Consider the following 16,987-nt stretch of genomic DNA (forward strand, 5'->3'; position numbering starts at 1 on the left):
ATCAATGCTGCTGCATATAATTCCTGTACGCTTAGGACTTCTATCTTATCCTGTAAGCCGTCAGTCGTTAGCATTAGATTGGAGCACACACGATTCCTAAAGCCTATAAAGATTTTAAACCTCTCAACAGATTTCTTACTGTACAGGTTAATCTCGTTATATGCTCTCACTCCACCTATGGATAATGCTAAGCGATTACCATATTCATCATGTACAATGGATGGGATTTCAAAGCAGAAGCACATTCTCTGATAGAACAAAGTTTTCTCTTCATCTGTCAGTTCAGATGCTTTCTTACCTAACGCACTTGGGATTCTGCCATTGATAGGGTGTGAGATTCTAATCTCTGGTGCATCAAACTGTTCTCCATGAAAGTAATCCTTAGCTGCATCAACTACTGCACCTATAAAGGATTGGTGGCTTATGGTTTCCTCCATTGATGCGAAACTTGGAATGATGCAGTCTTGTTGCAGGTGCTGCAAGGTTACTTCCTGCGTGTTGGCTTCAATGAAATGGTTTACTCTCTTGGGTGCTGCAACTTCTTCTACAATCTGTGCATCTTCTGCAAACTCACCCATGTTTAATGATTCTCTACGCTGTGCCATAGCTGGCATAATTACTAAATCTCTCATAATGAAATTGAATTAAATGGTTATTGATTGAATGGATTTAACAAGAACAAACCTAAAACACAAATGAATTTCTTCGCTTGCATCTTAGGCTGTCCTATGTTTTTCCCTAAAGATTCTTTCAAAGGGAATGAGGAGCATTAGTAAATTATTGGTAGGCTGTGGCAATAGTACATCGTGTCCCCTCTCAGATTAAAAAGAATGCTTATTTCTGTCAGCAGTCAGACTGCATTGTTAAAGCATTCTTTTTTATTTAAGAGCTATAAGGGGGTGTTTATGTGGGTAGGGGTGTCTCGCTTGTGGTTCTGTTAGATTAATTTTGGATATTATCATTAAAGAATGAATCGTACTTTTCATTACCCATATTGAGAATGAACAGATTGACTTGTGCCCTTGTTATCGCAGTATATATAAGCTCAACAGATTCAAAATCTTGTATAGAATCACTTTTATGTGGCTCAATGATTAAAAAGACTGTGTGTGATTCCCAGCCCTTAAAGCTGTGTATAGAAGATAGCTTTACAGTTCCTGTTTTTATTGAGAAGTGATTTCTTCTGTATCGTCTGATTGTATTTATCCTCTCTTCAAAGTTGTTTTTAGATTTGGTCTCTAATTCGCTTTTATCATATTCTTCTTTAGTTTCAAATGTAGTGGTTGTATTCTCTTTTAATTGAGTCCTTATAGAGTATTCTATTTCTCTTAAAATATCAGCAGTACCAGATAGAATAGTAATGTCTGCTGGGGTAAGGCAATATTTCTTACAAGTCCCTTTATAGATATTGAATATCCTTTCTGTGCTGGCTTTCGCTCCAATATTGGCATATTTAATATTCCTTTGTTCAAAATCAAGCATAGGGTTATCTAACACAACCATATTGTCAATGGTGTATTTATTCTCTAAGAAATGGTGCTGGAACTTCATCGCTAACTTCCCTATTTCACTTGTGAATCTTTTGGAAGCGTTGAGAGACTTGTTCCAGTTTCCTGCGATTGTTTTAATTATTGGTTCTTTGTTCTCATCTAACGGTCTTCTGTAAATATTTTGCTTCTCATCTCCAAACACAACAAATTCACTATCCTCGTATAAGAAATATTTTGTAATTATTTCCAGCCATTCAGTTTGGTAGTCTTGTACCTCATCTATGAATATAGCCTTGTACTTCTTAATGTGGTTCTTTACAGGCTCAAAGAAATTAATATCTGTATAAGATTTTAATCCTTTTATGGGTAGGTTATAGTTGTTTGCTTCTGATTTAATAAACTGATGATAGTTGGTGATATAGAATTTCTCCCAAGGATAACTCTCTCTTACGTCATTGATTTTGTCGCGAATGTAATTCTTAAGGGATAGATTAAATGTTAGAATTAATATTTCACTATTAGTTCTTAGATATGCATTGACAGCTCTCTTTGCAAGGACAAGAGTTTTACCACTTCCTGCAATCCCTTTTATTTTACGTCTGGGTCTGCTTTCACTTCTAATAAGTTCTGCTTGTGCTTTAGTGTACTTAATATCAATCCCTTCTTCTAATTGATGAAAAGGTGGCTTGAGGTAGCGTTTGAAATTATTGTAAATATCTTCATCAAATAAGAAAGAAGGTTGTTCTATTCTTATCTTGCTGAAATATTCTTCTAAGTTTTGCAGTGTAAGAGAATCATATCCCCAATATTGTATATATTTTATGTCTTTTAAAAATTTGGTCTTATTATCTTCCTTGGATATATTCTCATGTATAAACTTCTCAATATTATCTTGGGACATCTTATGGAAGTAAACAAGTGTATATATAATATTTGAATAGTACCACTTATTCATTTTCTTCTCTAAGAAAGTACTTATGTGTAATGAGACAAGATTCTCTTTATAGTAATTTATTTGAGAGAAAGGTGATTGAACCTTTGTTGAAGTTGAATTATTCCACCAATCCAAATCATCATTAATTGCATAGTCAGTTAAATCCCAATCATTTACAGATATGATTATAGCTCCACATCCCTTTTTAAGAATAACAATATTGGGTCTGTCACCATTTATGAAAGGATGGTAATATATCTCAAACTCCATATTTAGATTCTTTTGTAAAAAGTCTAATAGGATTAGTTCTCCTTCTGTTGCTGGTTGGCGGAGATGCTGGATTGTATAGAAGTCAGGATAAATTTGTGCCATTGAATTGATGTATAAGGTTATATTGCAAATATATAACTAATATGCCTTTAAAAGAAAGAACTCTAAATCTTTTTAGTAGTCTGGAGCTTTTATTGCCATATCTTTATAAGGTTAAATCTGGCAGTTCTTCCTTGTCTTTTACCTCCTGCTTTCTGCCTACCAACCCACTTGATAATGATTTCATAAGAGCGTGCATATCCTTTACTTCCTCAAAATTATTCTCCTTGTACTTCTTGTAAATCATGCACTCCCTTGAAATGGGGTTTCCTCTGCTCTCATTAAATGCTATCATGTGTTCAAAGTCTGCTTTCACTTCCTCCACATATTTATCTTTGGGTAGGTCTATAAGCAAACCTTTAGCCTTTAAAATGATTGAATCTCCAACTTCATCCAATAAGTCCATCTCCCTTAGTTGGTCTATGTAGCTGGAGATAGTGCCATGTCCCATGTGGATTAGTTCTTTCAGTATTCTTACAGATAAGGTAATAGTATGACTGTATGGCTCTGCTGCACTGAACAGTTTAAGTATAAATCCTCTGAGCTTTAAATCCAGAGTATTGTTGTATGAATCGTAAAACTCCCTGTTGATTCTTCTGTAATGTCCAAAGCTGACAGGAAAGAATATATAATCAGTCCAAGTCCTATCTTTCTTACCACTGTCCTTATCCTGTATGCTGACTTCTCCTGTGGCTCTTAACTTGTCATTGAATGATTTGGAACTCTTACCACCTTTATAGTTGGCAGGTTTATCACCAACGAATGATGCAAGTTGGTCTATTGTAGTGTCAGTGGTCAATGTATATTTGTCTGCTGTCAATAGTAACACATATGTCCTGTAAACATCAGCACAACCTAACTTCTGAATCAGATTGTTGCTCATTACTGTATATTCCTTGAATGGTAATTTCTCGTAACTCATAAGGCAATCGCTCAATATGTTTAATTAAAATGATTTGGTTGGTCTTTAATAAGAATCTCACTTTAGAGGAACTTAACCTGTTGGATTTTCTAAGTTCGCTCAGCTTGTTATAGAAATGATTGTTATAAATCCACATATCATTGATTTTAGTCACTCCCAGCTTACAGATTACCTGTGCGGTGTCCGTAAGGACATTGCATGGGTCTTATTGGAATGTAGCGTAGGAGTGTAGAGAGGGGGTGTTTAGACACGCAGTAAAAAGTGAATAAGCACACCCCAAAGATTTAACAATATGAATCTCTCTGCTTCAATTTTTATCTTGTCAATAAGCCAATTTTTGCAATGAGATATAATAGGTAGTAACCTTTCCATTCTTCTTTCTCCTTGTCTTTAGATAGTTATTAAAATTAGCCCATAATCCAATATGAACCTTATTATCTTTTATTCCCTGTTTAAGAGCCTTAGCCCTTATCTGCTCATAGGTAAATTCTTCCATTTTGATATTCTGAATAGTTTGTAGTCCGTCAATCTGTGTGGTGGGATTATCTGTCTGTGCTACTGTAAAAGTAGTAATTCCACAAGTGGGGAACTAATGATAAGACCACAATTCAGAAGTATTAAGTAGGCAGGGAAACCTCTCACATTTCCCTGCTCCTTGTCAATCCTCCTTGTTATGTTCAAAACATAGGACTAAGTGTATAATTCCATTCTCATTCTTGAAAGCTATTCTTGGATTATTAACTTCCTTATATGTAATGGAAGTTATAATAATGGGGAACAGTTCATTTTCATTATAAAGTTTGAGGCTATTTGCAATATATTCATTAGAACTATATTCTGGGAGAATGAAACTGAACAGGTAGAGCTTGACATCATTGTATTGCTGCATTTTAGCTCTTAGTATTTCTTGCTTAGCAATTATTGCTTCGTAGATAGTGCTTAAATATAAACTGGATTGTATGATATATGGGTTCATTGTTTTATTATTTAGTTGGTTAAGAATTAAGCCCACCTGTCACATGGGCTTTATTGTTAGTTGGTTATGCAGTTTCTACAGACTTGTTGTTACTCTCATTCATATATTGGAACCATTTTTCAAAATTCTTGTAATATTGTTTGGCTTCTGCACTACCGTCTGGCTTCTGACTACCAAACCACACATCTTTGCTAATCATGGCGATTAACTGCTGGAGTTGGCTAATCTCTGGTTTGTATTCATTGTAGAACAGCTTAAATCCTTTTGCTAATCTTCCATTATCATATGTAGATTCAGAGATTTTACTGCTTTTAAAAGCCTTTAGAACTTTATCGCCTAACTCTTGGGTGGTTGCATTTAACTTTAAAGATTTGGGTAGTCTGTTTATGCCCAATTTAAGGTCTTTGGCAACATTAGCTTTAACCTCTGGTTGCCCTAATGTATAAAAGCTATAGATTACGTCAGACTTCAATCCTGTTTCTTGAATTTGTGCTTCAATATAATCAATTCTCTCGTCTCCTGTTTGGAACTTTGATTTGCTAAAGTCTTTGTAATTCCAAGGTCTGCCGTTATTGATAGAGGCTGTAAATAATGCCAAACTCATATTCTCTGGTTTCTTAATGGTTTCAGTCATTTCTTCTTCATTAAAATCAATATAGCCTTCCACCTCCAGTATGAACATGGCTATCATCCTGTGTTGTCCATCCACAGGAGCTTTAGCTGCTGCTCTTTCAGTGGCATCTGTAACCTCTTCTGTATTCAGCATCCAGTTGTCTATTGAAAGAGGTTTGGCATTGGACTTGGGAACAATGGAAACCTTTAATAATTTCTCTCCTGTTAAATCCTCGCTGCCAACTAACTTAATCTTACCCATTGCAGCATTAAAGCCATATTTCTCAATCATTGAATAGCACTTCTTTACATTCTCTGCTACGATTTCACGATTGCTGCCATAAAAATAAATAGTCATCATATCTTCTTTGCAGTTTTTAGACTGGTGCGCTCCAGCTTTTGTTAATTTTTGATATTGCAAAGCTACTGGCTTCTGGGCTGATTAAAAGAGAGAAATTAATGAGTGGTTTTACTTCCCCTCTTAATTGCTTGCTCGTCCGCTATCGTTTTGACGGTACAAAGATGGGATATAATGGTAGGATTAAAAGAGAGAAAAAAAGTCCTGCTTTTATGTACCCTCTTAATGGTATGGAGCAGGACTTGATTGGTTATCAGTGCGTTATTAGAAGTATATGCTATTCACAGTATCAATTCTCTTGTCTTTATATTGCTTGATGTAGCCTTTTAGGACATCTTCATCATCTGAGAATTTACTATGTTTAGATAGCTTGGTGAAGTAGATAAGCCTTGATATGAGCAATGTCTTACTGAGTGATATGGTGCTTCCTTTCTTTTGTCTGACATTAAACTGCTTATTGTATGGGGATAAATTGAAGAAGTCATTGAACATCTTATAGAACAGCCATATCTGAACGGATTCCTTTTCTTCTGCATGGGTGCTTATGCTGACTTGTTGGCTCTGCATCCAAGGATGTTCCTCTATCTCCTTTAGGTTATTGATGATGGTAGTAGCCAAGTAGCCTATGGCATTGGCATTGTCAATTACTATCTGATGCTTGCCTTCAACCTTTACAGAGACTGTGATAGGCTTCTTAAAACTTACTCCAAATTGGTTAATCTTCTTATGGTTGTCAGCTATGGCTTTGGCAAATTTGGTAAGCTGTTCTATTCCAATGCCTGTTGCTTTCATTCCATCCAAGCACGTTCCACAAGTATAGTCAAAGATGAACAGAAGCAGAAACCAAAACTTATCTATATCAACACCCAAGCCTTTCAGCGTATTTTGTATGTCCTCATTGGCTATATAATCTTCGTATGTGAAGTTACCATATAGTTTATTCTGATTGTATCTTCTTATAAATAAGGGCAAGGCGGTTGTACCATAAATATATTGTTCTCCTGTTTCATGGTCTATGTCATAATCTGGTACATAAAGTACTGCTACCTCCTCCATGTATTCAAGTAACTCTATGCCTTTAGGGAAATAAGTTTCTTCAAGTCTTTCAATTGGTCTCATATCTTTGCTTATATGGTTGGAAGCAAAGATAATTAAAAATGATGAAGTTATTCCTTTTTTAATGGTCTGAGCCTACCATCCAACCCTGCTTTATGTAGTTCTTTTAAATATCTTTCTCTATAACTAAGGTCAAGATGCAAGGCTCTTTCTTTTGCAAGGTCTGATTTAAGATATTCTTGTAAAGTCATAGTCTTTGTTTTCCTAATCATTTCTATGCTAAAGTTCTTCATATCACTGGACTTTAAAGTATCATAGTTAGCTGTTATAATTCCTTTTTCATCAATCGTCCAGTTGTCTAATAGGAGAGAAGCCATTGCAATGCTTCTGACTTTCGTAATAGCTATATAGAATTTAATTCCATTAAGGAACTGTACAATATAATATCCCTGCATGGTAGTGACAGGAATATAATTCACTCTCTCCAAATATTTATGATATAGTTCTCCTTGTTCTTCGATGCTGAGGTTTTGAAGCTTCTCTTTACCATTATTATCTTTAATCCTTTCGATGTCTGCTATCTTTTTACTCTGTGATTTTTTATATCTTATAATTTCTTTATCAATAGATTTTATCTTCTCATCTAACTGGTTCTGTTTCTCTTGGATAATGTTTAAAAGGGTAGGATTGGTGGTGAGTAGAAACTTGTTGTCATTTTCTTGGCTTTCATTAGATAAGTTCTCTTTATCAAGATATAGGGTAGATAAACGTTTCTCAATTCCAGCTATTTCCTCTTGTAGCTCTGTAACTCTATTGTCTGTTTGGTTCCTAAAGAAGTTGATATATTCTGCTGTGTGCATAGATTTGAAAAGACTATATAATATTTCATTCGTAAGGTCGTAAGAAACTTCATCAATATTATATTTACAGAAGTCTGGATGAGATTTCCTATCAACACAGCTACATCTATATGTTAGTTTTGAAATTCCTGCTGCTGGCTTTTTGTCTTTTACAGTCATGGCTCTCCCACATCTACATCTGATGATTCCTTTTAATGGATTATGATTGACTTTTCCAGTTGGAGTATTTTTATAGTTGTTTTTAATCAGCTCTTGTGCTTTCATAAAATCCTCTTCACTGATAATAGGTTTTATTCTAACCTCGATGGTATAAGGTTCTTCTCTACCTAATCTCTGTGTTCTTCTTCTGATTCCTCTATAAATATCACTATGGATATAGTTGCTTAGAATGGCAACAGTGCTGTAATATCCTCTAAAAGTAATATTCCTTTCATTGAAATATCTGGCTACTGCTCCCAGTGTCTTACCAGAGTTTACTAAAGCGAAGAGTCTTTTTATATTCTCTACTTCTTCTGGTACTTCTTCTAAAATATATTTAGGACGTTTCCCATTGGGGTTAGGAACTGCTTTATATCCATAAGGTATTTTTTGGTCTACAACTGCATAAGGATAAGCTTGGAAGAGAGCTTGCTTCCCATCTTGGTTCTTCTTTTTAATATCCAATCTTTCTTGTGCTGCTGCCCATGCTTTGATAGTGAGGATAAGTATTTCTGTAATGTCTAAAAGTTTATTAGCTTCATAAATTTTACTGGGACTATCTAAGAGTATTACAGATAATCCTTTATTAATAATCTGTTGAATGTTGTAAACTGTCTCTGTTACATCTTCTTGCCTGCTCAAACGTGATAACTCAGAAATTACTATCATGTCTGCATCTTTGTAGGTTTTACTTTGTAATTCGATATAACCTTTTCTGTCTGCAACCACACCAGATATTCCAAAGTCCTCAATAATTTCAATTAACTCATAATTGTTGTTCTCACAGAACTCCTTAATCTTTAGCTTTTGTCGAGATAAGTCTTGTTTTGTAGTAGAAACTCGTGCGTATCCTATAATTTTTATCATAATGTAATGTATTGATTATGAAGCAAATATAGGTATAAAATTTCACTTGGGCAAGTCTATTTAGTTAAGTGAGTATTTCTGTCTGGTTCCGGCCAACCGTATTGGGTTTATAGGTAATGGCGGTCCTTTTTCATTGATACAGTTGAAGATAATTCAGGAGGTGATTACTCTTATTGTTTTCATTGTATTTACTACTGTCCTTTTTAAAGGTGAAAGCCTGCACTGGAATCATTTTGCGGCATTCATTTGCCTGGTATTGGCAGTGTATTTTGTATTCTATAAATGATAATTTATCGGCTTCGCCGCTAAATTAAGTTACGAGCTACGAGCTACCAGTAACGAGTTGCTGCGCTGTACTCGTGGGCGAATAATAATTTGCCCGGCTATCACGCCGAAAGGCACTTGTCACTTGTAGTTTGTAGCTCGTTACTTATCGCGCAAAGCGCGATAAATTATCATTTCTTTGTTATAAACCGTTCCATCCCTTTCGTATAGTACGTTTGAAGTTCTCCATTCTCATCCGTATAAATGAAGCACGCATCAATATCCGGATGAGCATTGGCAAAACGTTCCGCTTCTTCCAATCCCATCACCATGAATGCGGTGGCATAAGCATCAGCACTCATACAGTCTTTGGCTACTACAGTGGCAGATAAGATATTGTGTTGTACGGGATATCCTGTTCTTGGGTCTATAGTATGTGCATATTTCTTTCCGTCTCTATAATAGAAGTTGCGATAATTGCCTGAGGTTGCAATGCCCACATCCGTTACATTCAGTACTGTTTGTAGCTCCTGATTAATGGACAGTGAATCATCAACCGGCTTATTGATTCCAATACGCCATAGGTCTTTCTTGGGATTTTCTCCCCGTGCTACGATCTCTCCGCCTATATCTACCATGAAATTCTTGATGCCTTTCTTCGCAAGAAACTGTGCTATTACATCCACTGCATATCCCTTGGCTACTGCACTACATGAGAGCATCATGCGCTCATCCTGTTTCACCACTCTGCCTTCTTCTGACAGAACCACTTTCGTATATCCTGTAATTTCCAGCAGGCTGTCTACCATAGCGGAGTCAGGAAATGCGCCTTTCTTGAAACCAAACCCCCAGGCATTGGCCAGTGGAGCAACCGTAATATCGAATGCACCATTCGTTTCTTTGGATATTTCCATACTACGACGGAATACATTTGTAAAGAAGGTATCCGGTACAATATCTTCATTACGGTTGATTCGTGTAATTGTGGCCGTATCATTGAAGGGAGATAGCGAACCGTCAAATCTTTTCAATTCTTCATCGATTTCAGCTTTCAGATCACCGTCATATTGATAAGTTATATTATAAACTGTGCCGAATATCAGTCCGTTGACTGTATAATAAGGTTGCGTACGGTTATGACGTGCAAGTATCCAGATTGTTCCCAATACAAGCAGGGCAATCCATAAGAAATTTCTCTGTACTTTCTTTTCCATAAGCGAATTTTAACTGAAGAACAAGTGTTCTATTAATATTTTTGTTCCAATGATAATCAGGATAATACCTCCCCAGAGTTCTGCCCGCAACTTTCGTGCAATGCCGCAACCAAAACGGATACCGAACAGTAATCCTATGAGGGACATAACGAAAGATACGAAACCGATAACAGAAATAGGTGCCAGTATTTCCGAGAAATCCCGCATCCCCAGAAATGCAAATGAGACACCAATGGCCAGTGCATCTATGCTAGTTGCGATGGCTAATGCGAGCACTACTTTCATACTTTTCGGGTCATACTCTTTTTTGCAATCCTCGTCTTTGAAAGACTCTCTGACCATGCGTCCGCCCAGGAAAGCAAGGATGATGAACGCAATCCAATGATCCAGACTTTCTATTAGGTGGCTGAACGTGCTGGCACCTATCCACCCGAGGAATGGCATGATAGCTTGGAATAATCCAAAGAAAAAAGCCATGGTCAGCATGGGCCGCCATAGCGTACGTTTCAGAAGAATACCACTGGCTATGGAAATAGCGAAACAATCCATCGCAAGTCCCACGGCAAGAAGCCAAATCTCTAATCCGTTCATAGTTTAATAGGGTAGTTTATATGTGATTGTATAGGTTACGCCCATGGTGTTAGAGCCATATTTGCCGAATCCGGGTACATACCACGGATCACCGTATTCTCCGGTTGATGAACTTGTACGGAATTTGAAGCGCAATCCCCAGCCCATGTAGAACTGTTTCCAGATATGTGCGCGTATGCCAACGCAGAATTCAAACCATTGCATTGAACCTTTCATTCCTTTATGGTTGAATGGTACGCTTCCTCCCCAGATACCATCCATTTGATTGGGGTTTCCGATACTTCCGTCAAAAATGGGGTCGGTCACAGGGAGAGCTGTTATATCATATTTGAAGCTACTCATTGCATAGCGTAAGCCAACAAACAGGAAATTATCGAACTTCTTCTTATAAAGAGCGTTATAGTTCATACCGATACGGAAATAAGGTGCATTACTTTTGTAATTCGTTCCGTTATCATTCCATGCGTCGGTGCTGCCATATCCAAGTTCCACAATTGGGAAAAAACGGTTTTTAAGGTTGACGTCAACAGCTACTTCCGAGCTTAAGAAATCACCTCCCAGAACTTTGCTTCCGATTCCCCACAGGTCCACACTGACAGTCACGCCATTGTATAGCGGGAAGACGTTCTCATCCGCTTCTTTCTTTTCCTCCTTCTTGGGCGGATTGGAAGCGGGAGGCCGGTTGCTGTTCTGTGCCTGTACCGGGAGTCCTGTCAGCAAGAAAAATGCCAGACTAAGGCTGAGGATAAAAGAGCTTAAGATTTTCCGTTCCATAAATGCTTACTTCGTTTGCTTGAATATATATGGAGTCAAGTAGATAGCGACTGTATGCTCTGCCTGTGATACTTTGTTTCATCTGATAGCCGCAATCCATTGACAGGAAATAAGGCGTATTCTTTTGGTATATAATAATCGTATCCTTTTTGATCTTGGGGTCTTTGCTATAGTGAAATATCAGTACGGTAGAATCTGCCGTATAGCGCAGAGGCAATGATAGCGAATGTACTCTTTTCTGATTGTTAAGAATGACGGAGTCCGTATCGAAAGCTGTAATAGTCAGTGAGTCGAGTGTATCGTTGAGCACTCTTTTACTTTCCCTGTCCACTGTATAGAGATAGCATTCCATCATCGGACGTGCGTTCATGGAGCAATCTTCTTCTTCCGAACAAGAAGAAACGATACTGATGATGGGATAACCAATCAGACAAAGCAATATCAGTTTAACTAATTTTTTCATAGTCTATATTGTTTTTTCTATTTGATATTTATTTCGTTCAGGAGCATTACGAGAAATCAGTTCGCCAAGGAAGCCTGCAAGGAACAGTTGAGTTCCGATGATCATGGCGGTCAGTGACAAGTAGAAGTAGGGAGAGTCTGTAACCAGGCGGTAAGGCATTCCGTTATACATATTATATAGTTTCGTGATTCCTACAATAATCACCGAAATAAAACCGAAGATGAACATCAGTGAACCGAGCAACCCGAAAAAATGCATGGGTTTTACTCCGAAGGCTGACAAGAACCAGAGTGAAATCAAATCCAGATATCCATTGAAGAAACGGTTTAAACCGCCGAACTTTGTCTTTCCGAATTTACGTGCCTGGTGCTGAACTACTTTTTCTCCGATTTTTTTGAAACCGGCATTTTTGGCGAGGTAGGGGATATAGCGGTGCATTTCACCGTACACTTCGATGTTCTTCACCACATCCTGTTTGTAGGCTTTCAATCCACAGTTAAAGTCGTGCAGGTTCTTGATGCCCGACACTTTACGAGCTGTTGCATTGAATATTTTTGTAGGAATGGTTTTTGAAAGTGGGTCGTAGCGTTTCTTTTTCCATCCGGATACCAGATCATAGCCGTCTTCCGTAATCATGCGGTACAGTTCGGGTATTTCGTCCGGGCTATCCTGCAAATCTGCATCCATGGTGATGACTACATCTCCCTGTGCCTTCTCAAAGCCACAGTACAATGCCGGCGATTTGCCATAGTTACGGCGGAACTTGATGCCATGTACGATATCCGATTTTCGGCTCAGTTCTTCGATAATTTGCCAGGAACGGTCGGTACTTCCGTCATTTACGAAAATTACTTCGTATGAAAAACCATTGGCTTTCATTACCCGTTCAATCCATGCGTACAGTTCCGGAAGTGATTCTTCTTCATTATATAAAGGAACGACAACTGAAATATCCATCTTGTGATTTATGATTTAGAATTATGAATTAGGGTTGAAATCACATCTGCTTTTTTACTTTATCACTCATTTTAATTATCCATCTTTATCTTCCGCCTATATGCTCTGCCGGTGGGCGCTTCATGACAAACAAGGCGGTGGGGATAGCAAGTAATGATCCGTAGAATACATTCTGAGACATCAGTTGCATGGTGATATCTGTTGGAGATAGCGAGCGCATCGCACTTATAATTTCTTTAAACTGCTCTACATAGGCATCCATCCCTGGTATGGTATGGCTGGTCAGGCTGTTCAGTAAGCTTTCGTATGTGTTTAACACAAACCCTTGATCAATAAAACGGAAATATACATAATGAGCTACCGCCGTAAGCAATGCGGCAAACATATACATAAATACAGTGAAAATCCATGCATGAAGAAAACTGATGGCACCACCACAAACTTGGTTACGGTACATTCGTACATAATAATACGCCATAAAAGGCACGCATAGAGTTAGTCCTGCAAAGAGGAAAAATAGGAACGGTGTAGTTAACCCTAAAGGAAATAAAATGAACTTCAAAATCCAAAATCCTCCCAGGTAAGTGCCGAATAACATGGCATATCGTTGTAAGTAACCTTTGTTCTCTGTCATCTTTCATTAGGAATAATGGCGCAAAGGTATAAATAATATTGTTTGTAACCCCCGTATTCTTGTTAAAGTTGAAAAAAGTTTGGGCAAAGTATTGCAGGTTTAATAAAAATGCATACCTTTGCACCCGCAAACAAAAATACGGGTAAGTCCTATACGGCCAGCTCCCTTCGAATCCTCCAGGGCTTGATCGCAGCAAAGGTAGTTGGTTGTAGCGGCGCGATATAGTAAGCTTACCCACCCGCCTCTTTAGCTCAGCTGGCCAGAGCACGTGATTTGTAATCTCGGGGTCGTTGGTTCGAATCCGACAAGAGGCTCAAAGAATAAGGAGATATGTTCTAACAAGAATGTATCTCTTTTTTATTTGTTTTTTACGAAAAAAGTAATAGCTTTGTTCTGTAAAACCTAATATTATGATACGAAAACAACCTTATACCTTCTATGTACTCTTCGTTTTTCTCTTTCTGATCCCTTTTGGTAAAGCGTTTGCCGGGTGGAATAACTTCATTGTAAACTTTGATAAAAGCCTTTATGGGAAAGGTCCCCAGACTTGGCAAATAGCTCCTTATGATGACCATTGGGTGTATTTTGCCAATAAAAACGGCATGGTGCAATTTGATGGTAATGTGTGGAAAGTATTTCCGTTAAATAACTTCTCGGATGTGCGTTCCGTATTGGCATCCACTATTCAGAAAAGAATCTATGCCGGTGGTATTAATGAATTTGGCTATTACGAACCGGCAGAAGACGGCGAATTGATTTACCACTGCATGTCTGATACGCTTGACAACTCTGTTCGTATGCTTGGTAATGTGTGGGGAATCCATGAGGCGGATAATATTCTTTATATACAAGGTGACGACCGTGTGGTGAAAAATCTGAATGGAAAATATACAGCCATTGAAATGAATGCCAAGATTGACTGTTCCAATATGGTGAACGGCATCCTATATATAGGCACCGACCGTGGTGTGTGGGTACTGGTCGGAAATACTTTCTTTCCATTGCAGGGTGCAGATTCCCTGGCTTCCAATCGTATCCGTGGAATCATTCCACATAAGGGTGGGGGAATCATCATCGTGACGGCGTATGACGGTTTGTTTTATTATAATGGTCGTACCATTGCTCCTTTTATTACCGGTGCAGAGGACTTTATGCGTGAGAACGAAGTTTTTTGTGTGGCTGCTCAAGATGATAAGATAGCTTTGGGAACTATTCATAAAGGCTTATTACTGATAGATTGCGCTAACATGGATGTGAAATACTTCAACGAGAATAACGGGCTGCGTAATAATACGGTGCTTTCCGTTGCCTTCGACAGTCAGGGAAACTTGTGGGCTGGATTGGATAGTGGTATCGACCATGTTTGTCTGAGCTCTCCTTTTACCAATTTGTATTCATATCCTTATTCTTACGGTACGGGCTATGCGGCTGCTGTTGAGAATGGCTATCTGTATCTGGGTACCAATCGGGGACTTTATTATACTTCTTATCCGGTGAAGCTGAACGGTAGTTTACCGGATATTCATCCCGTTCCTCAATCCAGTGGTCAGGTGTGGAACCTTTGTAAAATTGGTGATGATCTGTTTTGTCTTCATGATCGGGGTATCTTCCAGATTAAAGGTACAAGTATACATAGAATCACGGATATTACGGGTGCCTGGTGTTGTCAAGAGGTTATGGGGCGCCCCGATCGTATGTTTGTAGGGGTGTATAATGGCATTTATCTTTTGGAGAAGAAAGCGGGAGAGTGGCATATGCTTTGTAAAATCGAAGGATTTGTTGATTCAAGCCGTTTGTTTGAGCAGGAGTCTGCTAGGATTCTATGGGTTCATAATTCCGGCATTATCACTCGTGTGGAGTTGAGTGAGGATTTAACCCGTCAGATCAGTGTAAAATCCTATGGTGTGGCAGAAGGCTTTCCGGTTGAGCGTGATATTTATGTAGCTAAAATAGAAGGCCGTGTTTATTTTGCTACTTCCCACGGCATCTATAAATATAATATTCACAAAGATATGATGGAGCCTTGCAACGAAATGAATAATTTGTTGAATGGCACTGCTCCCTATACGCGTCTATTGGAATATCATGACCGGCTCATCAGTCTGAGCCCTTATGAAATCTGTATAGCTAACCTGGGGACTTATAAGAGGGGAGCCAATACCAGTATCAATTCCATTCCCCAGTCTTTGCTTGAGTTGGTGCCGACGTATGCAATTGTTCCTTTATCGGATTCGCTTATGGTGATTCCGAATGAAGAGGGATTTGCCCTGTTCACGATTCCGGCGGTGAAGCACCGGCAAGATCTTGCCCATTCCGTATATATCCGGAATATGTATATTACCTATCCTAAAGATTCTTTGATATATACAGCTAATTTTCTTGGAAAGAAGCCATCCCTCGCCATTAACTATACATCCAATTCGGTTAGGTTCGATTATAGTCTTTCTTTCTTGGCTTTTGGAGGAGATGATATTCGTTTTCAGTATCGTTTGAATGAAGGAGCATGGTCGGACTATACCACTGTGCATACCAAGGAATATAGTAATCTGTCCGAAGGTGATTATACTTTTGAAGTAAAAGCCATTTATCCGGACGGTACTACTTCATTGGATGAACTTTCTTTCCGTATTTTTCCGCCTTGGTATCGCAGTGTGCCCGCCTACGTCTTCTATTTCGTCCTTATGTTGTTGGGGGTCTGGTATATTTACCGCTGGGATGATGTACGTGTGAAACGGAAGAAGCAACAGGCAGTTGTGGAGAAAGATAAAGAATTGCATGAAATGGAGAAGGAGTTTGAGGCTGAAAAATCCCGGCGAGAGAAACAGATAATGCAATTGGAGAAAGAAAAGCTGGAGTACGACTTGCAGCATAAAAGCCAGGAGATGGCTAACCTGATGATAAACTTTGTCCGTAAAAACGAGATGTTGACGGAGATCAAATCGGAAATTTTCAAAGTGGCTTCCTCTCTGAAAGGGGAGGGCGCCCGTGAAGGCAAGCAACTCCTTTTGATTATAAATGGTAAAATTGACTCTAACATCCAAAGTGATGAAGTTCTGAAACGCATTGAAGATCAGTTTGATTTGATTCATAACAACTTTATGAAACGCCTTCATGCCCGTCATCCCGATCTCTCAGATAATGAGCGTATGATGTGTGCCTATCTGAAAATGAATCTTTCCACTAAAGAGATTGCTCCTTTGCTGAATATCTCTGTTCGTGGTGTTGAAACTATCCGCTACCGGTTGCGCAAAAAGTTTGGTTTGGAACGTGAGGATAGTTTGACGGATTATTTAAGTAACAAACTGTAGGGTAATCTTCTGCTTCAAGCTTTTTCCTTAAGTTTGAACTTACGGGAGAGGGTGTACTTTGGGGTATTATATGAGTAGGAAAAAGTTTCCTATGGAGGAACCATTAGTTTCAAGGCATGAAACAAACAGTTTCTCGGTGT

General features: G+C 38.4%; 14 protein-coding genes, 1 tRNA gene and 1 pseudogene. 3 read left to right on the forward strand and 13 right to left on the reverse strand.

Annotated elements, in window-relative coordinates:
* The 7 genes from BN161_RS08610 to BN161_RS08640 all read right to left on the reverse strand — a co-directional run.
* Positions 1 to 632 (reverse strand): DUF3871 family protein (locus tag BN161_RS08610; protein ID WP_044264982.1); only part of this gene is annotated, 632 nt, incomplete at its 3' end.
* Positions 633 to 942: 310 nt separating this feature from the next.
* Positions 943 to 2,796 (reverse strand): AAA family ATPase, encoded by a 1,854-nt coding sequence (locus tag BN161_RS08615; RefSeq protein WP_044264984.1) that lies wholly within the window; start codon positions 2,794 to 2,796, stop codon positions 943 to 945.
* A 103-nt stretch (positions 2,797 to 2,899) separates the two neighbouring features.
* On the reverse strand, positions 2,900 to 3,715 hold the full coding sequence (locus tag BN161_RS08620) for a hypothetical protein (protein WP_005924460.1): 816 nt from the start codon (positions 3,713 to 3,715) through the stop codon (positions 2,900 to 2,902).
* A 322-nt stretch (positions 3,716 to 4,037) separates the two neighbouring features.
* Positions 4,038 to 4,211 carry a hypothetical protein gene (locus tag BN161_RS29765; RefSeq protein ID WP_167332510.1) on the reverse strand — a complete coding sequence of 58 codons (174 nt, stop codon included), beginning with the start codon at positions 4,209 to 4,211 and terminating at the stop codon, positions 4,038 to 4,040.
* Positions 4,212 to 4,755: 544 nt separating this feature from the next.
* Positions 4,756 to 5,664: a hypothetical protein gene (locus BN161_RS08630; protein WP_005924455.1), complete on the reverse strand. Its 909-nt coding sequence runs from the start codon at positions 5,662 to 5,664 to the stop codon at positions 4,756 to 4,758.
* A gap of 261 nt (positions 5,665 to 5,925) precedes the next feature.
* Positions 5,926 to 6,780 carry a hypothetical protein gene (locus BN161_RS08635; protein ID WP_125910780.1) on the reverse strand — a complete coding sequence of 285 codons (855 nt, stop codon included), beginning with the start codon at positions 6,778 to 6,780 and terminating at the stop codon, positions 5,926 to 5,928.
* A 47-nt stretch (positions 6,781 to 6,827) separates the two neighbouring features.
* A complete protein-coding gene (locus BN161_RS08640; protein WP_044264987.1) occupies positions 6,828 to 8,642 on the reverse strand; it encodes a recombinase family protein in 1,815 nt (604 codons plus the stop codon).
* 70 nt (positions 8,643 to 8,712) lie between these two features.
* On the opposite strand from BN161_RS08640, the pseudogene BN161_RS28545 reads away from it, so the two are divergent.
* Positions 8,713 to 8,928, forward strand: a pseudogene (locus tag BN161_RS28545) (DMT family protein); the annotation flags it as partial.
* A gap of 169 nt (positions 8,929 to 9,097) precedes the next feature.
* On the opposite strand, the gene BN161_RS08645 reads toward BN161_RS28545, so the two are convergent.
* The 6 genes from BN161_RS08645 to BN161_RS08670 all read right to left on the reverse strand — a co-directional run bounded on the left by BN161_RS08645 (position 9,098) and on the right by BN161_RS08670 (position 13,539).
* Positions 9,098 to 10,120 carry an FAD:protein FMN transferase gene (locus BN161_RS08645; protein WP_044264988.1) on the reverse strand — a complete coding sequence of 341 codons (1,023 nt, stop codon included), beginning with the start codon at positions 10,118 to 10,120 and terminating at the stop codon, positions 9,098 to 9,100.
* 9 nt (positions 10,121 to 10,129) lie between these two features.
* Complete coding sequence (locus tag BN161_RS08650) at positions 10,130 to 10,711, reverse strand: manganese efflux pump MntP (protein WP_044264993.1); 582 nt, start codon at positions 10,709 to 10,711, stop codon at positions 10,130 to 10,132.
* A gap of 3 nt (positions 10,712 to 10,714) precedes the next feature.
* Positions 10,715 to 11,485: a DUF6048 family protein gene (locus tag BN161_RS08655; RefSeq protein WP_044264996.1), complete on the reverse strand. Its 771-nt coding sequence runs from the start codon at positions 11,483 to 11,485 to the stop codon at positions 10,715 to 10,717.
* Positions 11,445 to 11,948: a DUF6452 family protein gene (locus tag BN161_RS08660; RefSeq protein ID WP_044264998.1), complete on the reverse strand. Its 504-nt coding sequence runs from the start codon at positions 11,946 to 11,948 to the stop codon at positions 11,445 to 11,447. The genes BN161_RS08655 and BN161_RS08660 overlap by 41 nt, the downstream gene beginning before the upstream one ends.
* Before the next feature lie 3 nt (positions 11,949 to 11,951).
* Positions 11,952 to 12,905, reverse strand: a complete 954-nt coding sequence (locus BN161_RS08665) for a glycosyltransferase family 2 protein (RefSeq protein WP_044264999.1) — start codon at positions 12,903 to 12,905, stop codon at positions 11,952 to 11,954.
* 85 nt (positions 12,906 to 12,990) lie between these two features.
* Complete coding sequence (locus BN161_RS08670) at positions 12,991 to 13,539, reverse strand: DUF4199 domain-containing protein (RefSeq protein ID WP_007213164.1); 549 nt, start codon at positions 13,537 to 13,539, stop codon at positions 12,991 to 12,993.
* Between the two features lie 240 nt (positions 13,540 to 13,779).
* On the opposite strand from BN161_RS08670, the gene BN161_RS08675 reads away from it, so the two are divergent.
* Positions 13,780 to 13,853, forward strand: a tRNA-Thr gene (locus BN161_RS08675).
* 96 nt (positions 13,854 to 13,949) lie between these two features.
* A complete protein-coding gene (locus BN161_RS08680) occupies positions 13,950 to 16,847 on the forward strand; it encodes a triple tyrosine motif-containing protein (protein ID WP_044265001.1) in 2,898 nt (965 codons plus the stop codon).
* Positions 16,848 to 16,987: the final 140 nt, after the last annotated feature.

This window comes from Bacteroides timonensis, from assembly GCF_000513195.1.
Taxonomy (GTDB): domain Bacteria; phylum Bacteroidota; class Bacteroidia; order Bacteroidales; family Bacteroidaceae; genus Bacteroides; species Bacteroides timonensis.

What these genes read in the sequence shown, in the direction of transcription:
- BN161_RS08680 (WP_044265001.1), top strand. Translation starts at nt 13,950, where the DNA reads ATGATACGAAAACAACCTTATACCTTCTATGTACTCTTCGTTTTTCTC.
- BN161_RS08620 (WP_005924460.1), bottom strand. Translation starts at nt 3,715, where the DNA reads ATGAGTTACGAGAAATTACCATTCAAGGAATATACAGTAATGAGCAAC.
- BN161_RS29765 (WP_167332510.1), bottom strand. Translation starts at nt 4,211, where the DNA reads ATGGAAGAATTTACCTATGAGCAGATAAGGGCTAAGGCTCTTAAACAG.
- BN161_RS08670 (WP_007213164.1), bottom strand. Translation starts at nt 13,539, where the DNA reads ATGACAGAGAACAAAGGTTACTTACAACGATATGCCATGTTATTCGGC.
- BN161_RS08650 (WP_044264993.1), bottom strand. Translation starts at nt 10,711, where the DNA reads ATGAACGGATTAGAGATTTGGCTTCTTGCCGTGGGACTTGCGATGGAT.
- BN161_RS08615 (WP_044264984.1), bottom strand. Translation starts at nt 2,796, where the DNA reads ATGGCACAAATTTATCCTGACTTCTATACAATCCAGCATCTCCGCCAA.
- BN161_RS08635 (WP_125910780.1), bottom strand. Translation starts at nt 6,780, where the DNA reads ATGAGACCAATTGAAAGACTTGAAGAAACTTATTTCCCTAAAGGCATA.
- BN161_RS08630 (WP_005924455.1), bottom strand. Translation starts at nt 5,664, where the DNA reads ATGATGACTATTTATTTTTATGGCAGCAATCGTGAAATCGTAGCAGAG.
- BN161_RS08645 (WP_044264988.1), bottom strand. Translation starts at nt 10,120, where the DNA reads ATGGAAAAGAAAGTACAGAGAAATTTCTTATGGATTGCCCTGCTTGTA.
- BN161_RS08660 (WP_044264998.1), bottom strand. Translation starts at nt 11,948, where the DNA reads ATGAAAAAATTAGTTAAACTGATATTGCTTTGTCTGATTGGTTATCCC.
- BN161_RS08640 (WP_044264987.1), bottom strand. Translation starts at nt 8,642, where the DNA reads ATGATAAAAATTATAGGATACGCACGAGTTTCTACTACAAAACAAGAC.
- BN161_RS08655 (WP_044264996.1), bottom strand. Translation starts at nt 11,485, where the DNA reads ATGGAACGGAAAATCTTAAGCTCTTTTATCCTCAGCCTTAGTCTGGCA.
- BN161_RS08665 (WP_044264999.1), bottom strand. Translation starts at nt 12,905, where the DNA reads ATGGATATTTCAGTTGTCGTTCCTTTATATAATGAAGAAGAATCACTT.